Origin of the sequence: Actinoallomurus sp. CA-142502 (assembly GCF_050936355.1) — a bacterium.
Lineage (GTDB): Bacteria > Actinomycetota > Actinomycetes > Streptosporangiales > Streptosporangiaceae > Actinoallomurus > Actinoallomurus iriomotensis.
The window spans coordinates 8315509-8325715 of record NZ_JBNJMY010000001.1 but is presented as its reverse complement, the minus strand read 5'-3'; the positions used below and the strand labels follow the sequence as shown (position 1 = coordinate 8325715).

The following is a 10207-nucleotide window of genomic DNA, read 5'->3' as shown; positions in this document are numbered from 1 at the left end:
GCGGTCAGCCGCTCCCCGGAGATGAGGAGGAAACAATGCGCAGACCTTCACGTAGCGGACGGCGCTCGCCGATGATGGTGGGGGCGATCAGCGCTGTCGCGATCACCCTGCTCGGCGCGGCGGCGTGTTCGTCGTCCAGCGGTGGGTCTTCGGGCGGTGCCTCGTCATCGAAACTCACGTTGCAGTTCACGGGGCCGCCGATCAGCCTCAACCCGGCGCTGGGCGGCAACGGGCTCTCGGCGGTCTTCACCGCGCTGGCCTACGACTCGCTGATCCATCTCAGTGGCGATGGCAAGCTCGTACCGGACCTGGCCACCTCCTGGAACTACGTCGGCCAGGACAACAAGGTCTTCGAGATGACCCTGCGCCAAGGGGTCAAGTTCAGTGACGGCAGCCCGCTGACGGCCGACGCGGTGGTGGCGTCGATGAACTACTTCCGCAAGGCCGGTGGTGGCCTGGTCGGCGACGCCGGGCCGGTCGACTCGATCTCCGCCGTGGGGCCGGACAAGGTCCGCGTCACTTACAAGTCCCCGAACCCCGACGCCGCCATGACCATGACGCAGTACCACGGGATCGGGACGATCATCGGACCGAAGGGCCTCGCGAATCCCCAGTCTCTGCTGACGGCCAGCGACGGAACCGGGCAGTACGTCTACAACGGTAAGACGTCGGTCACCAACAGTCGCTACACCTACGACAAGAACCCCGGCTATTTCAACCCCTCCGCCCAGATGTTCAGCGGGGTCACCATCCGCGTCATCGGCGATGCGCAGGCCGTGCTGTCCGCGGCACAGACCGGGCAGGTGCAGTTCGCCGGCGGCGCCGCCTCGACGGCCGAGGCGGCGAAACAAGCCAAACTGAACGTGTTGTCCGCACCGTTCTTCAACTGGACGCTGATCCTGGCCGACTCCGCAGGGAAGACCAGTAAGCCACTGGGCGACGCTCGGGTCCGGCAGGCGATCGCCTACGCGCTCGATCGCAAAGGCCTGGCGAACGCCCTCGGCGGACAGTACGCCGCTCCCAGCACACAGGTGCTGCTACCCGGAACCGACGGGTACCTGCCGCAGGCCGGATACGACTACGACCTGGCCAAGGCGAAGAGCCTGATGGCCGAGGCGGGTTACGCGAACGGTTTCTCGATGACCGTCCTCACCGAATCCCTCCTCGACCGGAACACCACCTACTCGCAGGCCATCGTGCACGCGCTCGGGGACATCGGGATCAAGGCCACGCTGCACGTGGAATCGACCGGTATCGGGCAGTTCAGCGGTGACGCGCTGAGCAGGAAGTACCCCGCGATCATCTTTCCCAGCGCGGGGACCGACATGTTCCAGGCGCACAACCAGATCTCCAATGGGTTGTTCAACCCGTTCGGCAACAAGGACCGGCAACTGGAGTCAACGCTGGCGAAGGCATTCGCGTCCGACGGCGCCGACCGCACGCGTCTCTACCAGCAGGCCTCCCAGCGCTATCACGACCTCGCCTGGTACGTCCCGGTGTTCTCCACCCAGAACCTGCTGTACGTCGGCCCGAAGCTGACCAATGTCAAGACCTCGGTGCTGAACCCCAACCCGATGCCGGTGGCTCCCACGGCCGATCTCGCCTGGAAGAGCAAGTAGGCGCCGGGAAATCGTCCACGCCGGAAGGAGGACGACGGACATGCTGAAGCTGCTGGCCCACCGGGTCGCCCTGTCGATTCCGTTGGTGTTGCTGGTATCGGTGGTGGTGTTCGCCCTCGAATCGCTCGTGCCGGGCGACCCGGCGCGCACCATCCTGGGGGAGAACGCGACGCCGGAAGGCATCGCCGCCCTGCACCAGCAGATGGGTCTGGACCAGCCGTGGCTCGAGCGCTATTGGCACTGGCTCTCCGGGCTGTTCCACGGTGATCTCGGGGCCTCCCTGTTCACCGGTGACGCCGTCACCTCGGAGTTGAACGCCCGGCTCGGGGTCACGGTGTCACTGGTGCTGTGCTGCGTGCTGGTCAGCGCCGTGGCCGGCACCGCCCTCGGGATGTTCAGCGCGATCCGCGGCGGGCCGGCGGCGCGCGTGGTCGACGTGCTGTCGCTGACCGGGCTCGCGCTGCCGAACTTCTGGGTGGCGATCGTCCTGGTGGCGTTGTTCGCCGTGAAGATCCGCCTGTTCCCGGCGACCGGCTACGTTCCGCTCGCCGAGTCGCCGGGTCACTGGGTACGTTCACTGGTCCTGCCGGTGATCGCGCTCAGCCTGTTCGGAGTCACGGCGGTGGCCAAGCAGGCCCGCGACGCGACGCTGGAGGTGCAGGACACCGACTACATCCGGGTCCTGCGCGGCAACGGTGTCGCCGAGTCGCGGATCGTGCTCAAGCACATGCTGCGCAATGCCGCCATCCCCGTGGTCACGGTGCTGGGCGTGGTCGCCGTGTCCATGCTCAGCGGCACGGTGTTCGTCGAGGGCGTGTTCGTGCTCCCCGGTCTCGGCAGCCTGGCCACGCAGGCGACCACGGACCACGATCTGCCGGTGATCCTCGGCATCGGCGTCTACTTCACCGTCGTGGTCATCATCCTCAACCTGCTCGTCGACCTCGCATACGGAATGCTGAACCCGAAAGTGAGGGCATCTTGACAACGCTGCCCGAACCGGCGCCCCGCCCGGCGGCGAACGCGGCGAACACGGGCCTGGTGCGGTCGGTGCTGAGGTCGCCCAGGGGCGCGATCGTCGTCGCGTTCCTCGTCGTACTCATCCTCGCCTGCGCGCTGGCGTCGCTCATCGCGCCGTACGACCCGCTGGCCCAGCACTTGTCCGCGGTCCGGTCCGGGCCGTCGGGCGGCTACTGGCTGGGCACCGACAGCCTGGGACGCGATCTGCTCAGCCGGTTGCTGCACGGTGGTCGCAGCTCACTGCTCGGCGTACTGGAGGCGGTGGTCACGCTGTTGATCGTCGCGCTGCCGACGGGTCTGCTCGCCGGGTACCTCGGCGGCACCTTCGACCGGATCGCCATGCGCGTCGCCGAGGTGGTCATGTCGGTGCCGGTCGTCATCATCCTGCTCGCGGTGCTGTCGATCTTCAACCACAGCATGACCTCGGCCATGATCGCGTTCGGCGTGCTGGGCTCGTCCGGCCTGATGCGGGTGATCCGCGGGGCGGCGCTCACCGCCCGCGAGGAGCTCTACGTGACCGCGGCGGAACTGATGGGCCTGTCCCGGCTGCAGGTCGTCGTGCGGCACGTGCTTCCCCGATGCCGCGGCGCGATCATCATCCAGGCGTCCTTGTTCGCGGCCGTCACTCTCGGGGTGCAGACCGGTCTGACGTTCCTGTCTCTGGGACCTCCCCCGCCCGCGGCGACCTGGGGAGGGATGGTCGCCGACGCCGCATCCGTGTTCAACCAGGACGCGTGGATGCTCGTGCCGCCCGGGGCGACCATCGCGCTCACGGTGCTCGCCTTCGGCCTGCTGGGCGACGTCGTCCGCGACGTCAGCGCGGAGAAGTACGCCGCCGCACCCGCCTCACGCCGCAAACGGCGAACCGGCACGCCCGAGACGGCGGGCCGGCCCGAACCCGCCACCGACATGCTGCTCTCGGTGCGCGACCTGTCGGTGGCGACCGATGGTGAGCGTCCACTCACCCTGCTCGACGCCGTCGGCTTCGACATCGCGGCGGGAGAGACCGTCGGCCTGGTCGGCGAGTCGGGCAGCGGCAAGACGATGACGGCGCGCGCGGTGATCGGGCTGCTCCCCGGCAACTGCCAGATCACCTCGGGACGGGTCGTCTTCGACGGCAGCCCGGTGCAGGATCTGGACCAGCGCGCGTTCCGTAAGCTGCGCGGCCGCCGGATCGCCATGATCTCGCAGGAACCGATGGCCGCGCTCGACCCCTCCTTCCGCATCGGGTCCCTGGTCGCGGAGGTCGTCCGGGCAGTCGACGGGATCAAGGGCAAGGCGGCGCACGCCCGCGCGATCGAGCTGCTGCGCATGGTCGAAATCCCCGACCCCGAGGCCGTCGCCCGCCGATTCCCTCACCAGATCTCGGGCGGGATGGCCCAGCGGGTCGCGATCGCGATGGCGATCGCCGGCCGTCCCGAACTGCTCATCGCCGACGAGCCCACCACGGCTCTCGACGTGACCGTGCAGGCGGAGATCCTCGACCTGCTGCGCTCGCTGCAGCAGCAGAACAACATGGCGATCCTGCTGGTCACACACGACTGGGGCGTCGTCGCCGACGTCTGCACGAAAGTCGTGGTCATGTACGCCGGCCAGGTGGTCGAGACCGCGCCGGCCGGCGAGGTCTTCGACCGGCCGGCACATCCCTACACGCGGGCCCTGCTGCTGTCCAGCCCGGAGAACACCCACGTCGGAGAGCGGATCCAGGCCATTCCCGGCTCCGTTCCCACGCCACAGCGCTGGCCGGCCGGCTGCCGCTTCGCAAGCCGGTGCGACCTCGCGCAGCCGGGATGCACGGAAGGAGCGATACCCGTCAAGGACATATCCGAAGGGCGGCTCTCCCGCTGCCTCAGGGTGGACACCCTGCTGGGCGGGGAGGCGCGCCGATGAAGACCGACCCGCTGCTTCAGGTCGAGCGGCTGTGCGTCGACTATCCGGGCAGGCGGCGCCAGCGCTTCCGTGCCGTCGACTCCGTCGATTTGACCGTCGCCCCCGGCGAAACGCTGGGCGTGGTCGGTGAGTCGGGCTCCGGAAAGTCCACGATCGCCAAGGCGATCCTCGGGATCGCCCCCGTCACGGCCGGCACCGTACGCTTCGAGGGCAGCGAACTGGATCCGCGTCGCGTACGGCGACGCAAGCCGATCACCGACATACAGGTCGTCTTCCAGGACCCGGTCAGCTCACTGGACCCGACCAAGACGGTGGGTTACACCGTCGCCGAGCCGCTCGTGGCCAGGCTACGGCGGGAGCGCGGCGGGACGGGAGACGTACGCCGGCAGGTGGCGGAAATGCTCGACCGGGTCGGACTGCCGGAGAATGCCGCTTCCCGCTATCCCGCACAGTTCTCCGGCGGCCAACGGCAACGGATCGCGATCGCGCGGGCGTTCATCGTTCGTCCCCGGCTCGTCGTCTGCGACGAGGCCGTCAGCGCTCTGGATCTGTCCGTCCAGGCACAGATACTCAACCTCCTCACCGATGTCCAGCGCGAACTGGGGGTGAGCTATCTGTTCATCTCCCACGACCTGAGCGTCATCGAGCACGTCTCCGACCGCGTCCTGGTCCTCTACCGGGGACGCGTCATGGAGACCGGGAGCGCCGCATCTGTGGTCCAGTCGCCCCAGCACCCCTACACGCGGGTTCTGCTCGCCGCCGCCCCCGTACACGACCCGCTGCGGCAACGACAACGGCGTGAACTGCGTGCGAGCTACCGGATCGAGCCCAGGCGCGCGGCGCCCCTCGGGGACTCGTGCCCGTTCGCGCACCGCTGCCGGTTCGCCGTGGACCGGTGCTTCCAGGAACGACCGGTGCTACAACCCACCGGTGTCGACGGCGCCGTCGCGTGCCACCGCTATGGCGAACTTCCGCCGGACGCCGAGGACGATATCCCCCGCGAGTCGCGATCGACGACGACCGAAGGATCGAAATGACAGTCCTCCGCGCCCGTCCGCTCGAGACATCCGCCGGCTCGTTGCCGCTCGGAGCCGCCCGGATCCCCGGAACCGGCTTCGGCGTCGACCTCGCCTCCGCCGGGTACCGCGAAGACGAGTACCTGGTCACAGGCACCGCGACCGCGTGGACCTATGACGCCGACCTGCGCGCGGTGCCGGCCGATACCGACGTCCCCTACACGACCCGGGTTCTCGTCCGCCGACCCGCGGACCCGGTGCGGTTCAACGGCGTGGTGCAGGCCGAACCGCTGCATCCCGAGTACGACACGGCCAACACATGGCGCGTGCTGCACCCGTGGATCATGCGCACCGGCGCGGCCTGGGTGGGCATCACTCAGGAGCCGCGCATCGCCGAATCCATGCGGACGGAGTTCGACCCGGTCCGGTACGGCGAGCTCTCGATCCCCACGCCCAGTCTGCGCTACGACATCGTCGCGGACATCGTCACCGCGCTGCGCACACGCGCCGCCGGGTTGTGGGACGAAGGACCGGACATCGCCCGCGCCTACCTCTCGGGCTGGTCGATGACCGGCAGCTTCTGCCGGGTATTCCTCGGCGAGGGCTTTTACGAACGCCGGCGGCTGCCCGGCGGTGCGGCCGTCTTCGACGGTTACGTCGTCGGCATCTCCTCGGGAGGAGCGGCGGGTGCGGGCTACCCCGGTCTGTCGGACGACACCGGCCTGCCCGGTATGGGGGACGGCCGGCGCACCATCGGCGGGCAAGACGCGCCCGTGATCGAACTACTCAGTGAGGTCGAGTCCGAAACCCATGGCCCGGTCCTGCGCCCGGACGGCGACGATCCGGCCGACCGGTACCGGCTGTATCAGGTGGCGGGTACCTCGCACGACAGCACCGGCCCGGATCAGGTCAACACCAACCAGGAGCAGTACCGCCGCCGCGGGTTGCCGGTCCCGAGCCGGCGGATCGTGGAGATGAGGAGTGACGCCCGGCTGGATTTCGTCGCCCGCGCCGTCTTCTCCCTTCTGGACCGGTGGGTCGCCGAAGGCCAGGCGCCGCCGCACGCGGACCGCTTCGTATTCGACGGGGAACGCCACGGGGACGCGGTGTCCCTCGCACGGGACGAACACGGCAACGTCCTGGGAGGTATCCGCACCCCGTGGATCTCCACACCGGTCGCGCGATACCACCCGCACAGCACACCAGTGCCTGGGGCATGCCGGCCCTCACCGTGGATGCCGACGATCGAGCCGGCGGCGATGACCTGGCTGGCCGGGAACATGACGCCGTTCTCCGCCGAGTCGCTGAATGCCAGGTACCCGACCGCCGAGGACTACCTCAACCGCTACCGGGAAAGCTGCCTGGCCTTGCTCGCTCAGGGCTTCCTGCTCTGGCCGGAGGTGGAGCCGCTGCTGGTCGCGGCCGAGCAGCGCGCGCTGACGCTGTTCCCCGCATGCTGAATTCGGGCTACTACGGAGGTTCTCATGCCCATTTTCGAAACGAACGACGTGCAGCTCTGGTACGACGAATACGGGAGCGGTGACGAAGTCGTCCTGTCCAGTGCCTCCGGGTTCGACGGGTACCCGGCCGTGCTCGCGAACGCGCCGACGAATTGCCACGTGTTCACCATCCAGGCGCGAGGGTTCGGCCGTTCCACCCATCTGCGGGCGGCGCCGGAGCAGGGATGGCTCGACCAATGGGCCGATGACGTGATCGCCTTCGCCGACCATCTGGGCGTGTCCCGGTTCGTCTACACCGGTGTCTCGCACGGCGGCGGCATCGGCTGGCATCTGGCCCGGCGCCATCCGCGGCGGCTGAAAGCGCTCATCTCGGTGGTGGGCACCCCGCACGACCGCGATGGTGATACGTCCTCCTCGGCGGGCCGCCGCGCCATCGTCGAGAACCGGAGGAACAGGGACGTCATCGAGAAGCAGTTCCGCATCCTCGGGGGCTCCACGGACACGCCGGAACGGGCCGCGCTCCGGGAGGAGACCATCGCCTCGCTCGTGCGGCGCCACCTGGAGTACAGCGCCGAGGAGGCCCAGATCAACCAGGGCATGCCGTTCCCCGAGGCCAAGACCAACGAAGAGCTCAGCGCGATCCTGCGGACCATCGACGTTCCCGTGCTCATCCTCGCCGGGATGCGCGATGGCGTCATCTCGCCCGAGTCGGCGCTACGGGCCGCCCGCAGCGTTCCGCGCGCGAAGGCTGTGCTGTTCGAGGACGAGGGGCACTTCGTCGCGCGTGAGCGTCCAGAACGGCTGGTCGCCGAGGTCGCCGTGTACCTCGACGAGCTGACTTCCTGACTGGACCAGTGGCCGCGTAAGAACGCGGCCGGCACCAAGGGCGAACCCGACCGGGCCGTGGGTCGCCCAGCAGGCCCGTAATTTTTCAGCCACTGAAAACCTCTATTTCGCGAGGTGGGCGCATAGGTCACTGTATTGGCACCTTTCCGGCATCTTCGAGGAGCGGGACGTGATTTCGAGTTTCGTGCGCGACCAGTGGTATGTCGCGGCCTACGCCGACGAGATCGGCACCGACCTGTTCGCTCGTACGGTCTGCGGTGAACCGCTGGTGTTCTTCCGCGCCGAGGACGGTACGGCGGTGGCGCTCGCGGACCGGTGCGTGCACCGGCGCTTCCCTCTGTCGCAGAGCCGTCGCGACGGCGACACGATCGTCTGCGGCTACCACGGCTTCACCTACGACACGTCCGGATCATGCGTGTTCGTGCCCGGCCAGAAACGCATCCCGCGTACGGCGCGGGTGGCGTCGTACCCGCTGGTGGAGCAGGACTCGTTCGTCTGGGTTTGGATCGGCTCGCGTGACCTCGCCGATCCCGACCTGATCCCGCGGGCGCCGTGGCTGGCCGACCCCGCGTACACGGCCGTGCGGGGGATGGAGCCGCTGGCCGCGCGGTACGGGTTGCTGGTCGACAACCTGCTCGACCTGTCGCACGAGACGTACCTGCACGGCGGGTACATCGGCACGCCCGAGGTCGCCGAGACGCCCATCACCACCGAGGTCGACGACGAGAAGGGCGTCATCTACGTCAGCCGCCGCATGGCCGACGCCGCCTGCCCGCCCTTCTACGCCGAGTCGACCGGGATCAAGGGCCGGATCACGCGCTGGCAGGACATCGAGTACCGCCCGCCGTGCCTGTACCTGCTGCACAGCCGCATCGCCCCGGCCGGCGTGCTGCCGAACGCCGACGGCACCGACCCGGACGCCTTTCACGTGGAGGTCGTGTACGCGATCACGCCGGAGACCGAGCACAGCACGCACGACTTCTGGGCGGTCGCCCGCGACTTCGCCCTGGAGGACGCGAAGGTCTCGGGCTTCCTGCACGACAGCAACCGCACGGTCGTCCTGCAGGACGTCGCGGCGCTGAACACCCTGGAGAAGGTCATCGCGGCCGAGGCCGACGGGTACCAGGAGCTCAGCATCAACATCGACACCGGTGGCCTGGCCGCGCGCCGCATCCTGGCCCGGATGGCCGCCTCTCCGGTGAAGGAGCCGGCATGAGCCGCGCCGCCGTGCTGAGCGGGGACCGGGTCTACCGCGTGCACTGGCGGCTGGGCACCGACCGGCTGGTCGGGGTCTGCCACTGCGGCGCCGAGCACGAGGCCGAGGACCCGGTCGAGCTGTGGGAATGGCTGCTCGCCCATCCCGAGGGGCATCACGCCACCGCCCCGGCACCGGTACGGGACCTGGCCGGGACGCGATGACCACCGACCTGCCGATGGTGCTGACGCGCAAGGAGACCGTGGCCGACGGGGTGGTGATGCTGACACTGCGCCGTACGGACGGCGGCCCCGTACCCGCGTGGGAGCCGGGCGCGCACGTCGACGTCGAGCTGGGATCGGACCTCATCCGGCAGTACTCCCTGTGCGGCGACCCGGCCGACCGATCGTCCCTGCAGGTCGCGGTGCTGCGCGAGCCCGGCGGCCGGGGCGGGTCGCGTGCCGTCCACGACGACCTCGCCGAGGGCGACGTCGTCACGGTCGGCGAACCACGGAACAACTTCCCGCTCGTGCCCGCCGCTCGGTACCTGTTCATCGCGGGCGGCATCGGCATCACCCCGCTCCTGCCGATGATCGCCGCTGTACGGTCACGCGGCGCCGCCTGGCGGCTCGTGTACGGCGGCCGTACGCGGGCCTCGATGGCCTTCCTCTCTGAGCTGGGTGCACTAAGCCAGGTGGCGGTGTGCCCGCAGGATGAGACCGGTCTGCTGGACCTGGACTCCCTACTCGGCGAGCCGTGCCCCGGCACGGCGGTCTACTGCTGCGGCCCCGAGCCTCTGCTGGCCGCCGTCGAGGACCGGTGCGCGACCTGGCCCTCCGGATCCCTGCACGTCGAGCGGTTCAAGGCGATCGAGGACACCGGCCCGCGTACCAGCTTCGAGGTCCGGCTCGCGCTGTCCGGCACGACGTTCGTCGTCCCTCCCGACCGGTCGATCCTGGAGACCCTGGAGCAGGCCGGTCTCCAGATCCTGTCGTCCTGCCGCGAGGGCACCTGCGGCACCTGCGAGACCACCGTGCTCGACGGCGAGCCCGACCACCACGACTCGCTGCTGACGGAGGAGGAGCGCGCGGCGTGCGACACGATGATGATCTGCGTGTCGCGCGCCCGGTCCCCCCGCCTCGTGCTGGAACTCTGACGCGCACC

Annotated in this window: 10 protein-coding genes; 9 read left to right on the top strand and 1 reads right to left on the bottom strand. The window is 69.2% G+C overall.

From position 1 onward, the window contains the following. Nucleotides 1-4 precede the first annotated feature (4 nt). Nucleotides 5-190 carry a hypothetical protein gene (locus tag ACQEV1_RS38840; RefSeq protein WP_285628396.1) on the bottom strand — a complete coding sequence of 62 codons (186 nt, stop codon included), beginning with the start codon at nucleotides 188-190 and terminating at the stop codon, nucleotides 5-7. Here ACQEV1_RS38840 and ACQEV1_RS38835 point away from each other — a divergent pair. From ACQEV1_RS38835 to ACQEV1_RS38795, 9 genes are all read left to right on the top strand, one after another. Next, nucleotides 180-1619, top strand: a complete 1440-nt coding sequence (locus ACQEV1_RS38835) for an ABC transporter substrate-binding protein (RefSeq protein WP_433401300.1) — start codon at nucleotides 180-182, stop codon at nucleotides 1617-1619. The two genes, ACQEV1_RS38840 and ACQEV1_RS38835, sit on opposite strands and share 11 nt — an antisense overlap. A 40-nt stretch (nucleotides 1620-1659) precedes the next feature. Next, nucleotides 1660-2601 carry an ABC transporter permease gene (locus tag ACQEV1_RS38830; RefSeq protein ID WP_285584373.1) on the top strand — a complete coding sequence of 314 codons (942 nt, stop codon included), beginning with the start codon at nucleotides 1660-1662 and terminating at the stop codon, nucleotides 2599-2601. Then, nucleotides 2598-4526 carry a dipeptide/oligopeptide/nickel ABC transporter permease/ATP-binding protein gene (locus tag ACQEV1_RS38825; RefSeq protein WP_433401297.1) on the top strand — a complete coding sequence of 643 codons (1929 nt, stop codon included), beginning with the start codon at nucleotides 2598-2600 and terminating at the stop codon, nucleotides 4524-4526. The genes ACQEV1_RS38830 and ACQEV1_RS38825 overlap by 4 nt, the downstream gene beginning before the upstream one ends. Next, on the top strand, nucleotides 4523-5563 hold the full coding sequence (locus ACQEV1_RS38820) for an oligopeptide/dipeptide ABC transporter ATP-binding protein (RefSeq protein ID WP_433401294.1): 1041 nt from the start codon (nucleotides 4523-4525) through the stop codon (nucleotides 5561-5563). The genes ACQEV1_RS38825 and ACQEV1_RS38820 overlap by 4 nt, the downstream gene beginning before the upstream one ends. Beyond that, a complete protein-coding gene (locus ACQEV1_RS38815) occupies nucleotides 5560-7002 on the top strand; it encodes an alpha/beta hydrolase domain-containing protein (protein WP_433401292.1) in 1443 nt (480 codons plus the stop codon). Before ACQEV1_RS38820 ends, ACQEV1_RS38815 begins: the two co-directional genes overlap by 4 nt. A gap of 24 nt (nucleotides 7003-7026) precedes the next feature. Beyond that, complete coding sequence (locus tag ACQEV1_RS38810) at nucleotides 7027-7848, top strand: alpha/beta fold hydrolase (protein ID WP_433401289.1); 822 nt, start codon at nucleotides 7027-7029, stop codon at nucleotides 7846-7848. Between the two features lie 169 nt (nucleotides 7849-8017). Further along, on the top strand, nucleotides 8018-9064 hold the full coding sequence (locus ACQEV1_RS38805; protein WP_433401286.1) for a Rieske 2Fe-2S domain-containing protein: 1047 nt from the start codon (nucleotides 8018-8020) through the stop codon (nucleotides 9062-9064). Next, complete coding sequence (locus ACQEV1_RS38800) at nucleotides 9061-9267, top strand: hypothetical protein (protein ID WP_433401283.1); 207 nt, start codon at nucleotides 9061-9063, stop codon at nucleotides 9265-9267. Before ACQEV1_RS38805 ends, ACQEV1_RS38800 begins: the two co-directional genes overlap by 4 nt. Continuing rightward, on the top strand, nucleotides 9264-10199 hold the full coding sequence (locus ACQEV1_RS38795; RefSeq protein ID WP_433401281.1) for a PDR/VanB family oxidoreductase: 936 nt from the start codon (nucleotides 9264-9266) through the stop codon (nucleotides 10197-10199). The genes ACQEV1_RS38800 and ACQEV1_RS38795 overlap by 4 nt, the downstream gene beginning before the upstream one ends. Nucleotides 10200-10207: the final 8 nt, after the last annotated feature.

What these genes read in the sequence shown, in the direction of transcription:
- ACQEV1_RS38830 (WP_285584373.1), top strand. Translation starts at nt 1,660, where the DNA reads ATGCTGAAGCTGCTGGCCCACCGGGTCGCCCTGTCGATTCCGTTGGTG.
- ACQEV1_RS38820 (WP_433401294.1), top strand. Translation starts at nt 4,523, where the DNA reads ATGAAGACCGACCCGCTGCTTCAGGTCGAGCGGCTGTGCGTCGACTAT.
- ACQEV1_RS38815 (WP_433401292.1), top strand. Translation starts at nt 5,560, where the DNA reads ATGACAGTCCTCCGCGCCCGTCCGCTCGAGACATCCGCCGGCTCGTTG.
- ACQEV1_RS38810 (WP_433401289.1), top strand. Translation starts at nt 7,027, where the DNA reads ATGCCCATTTTCGAAACGAACGACGTGCAGCTCTGGTACGACGAATAC.
- ACQEV1_RS38800 (WP_433401283.1), top strand. Translation starts at nt 9,061, where the DNA reads ATGAGCCGCGCCGCCGTGCTGAGCGGGGACCGGGTCTACCGCGTGCAC.
- ACQEV1_RS38795 (WP_433401281.1), top strand. Translation starts at nt 9,264, where the DNA reads ATGACCACCGACCTGCCGATGGTGCTGACGCGCAAGGAGACCGTGGCC.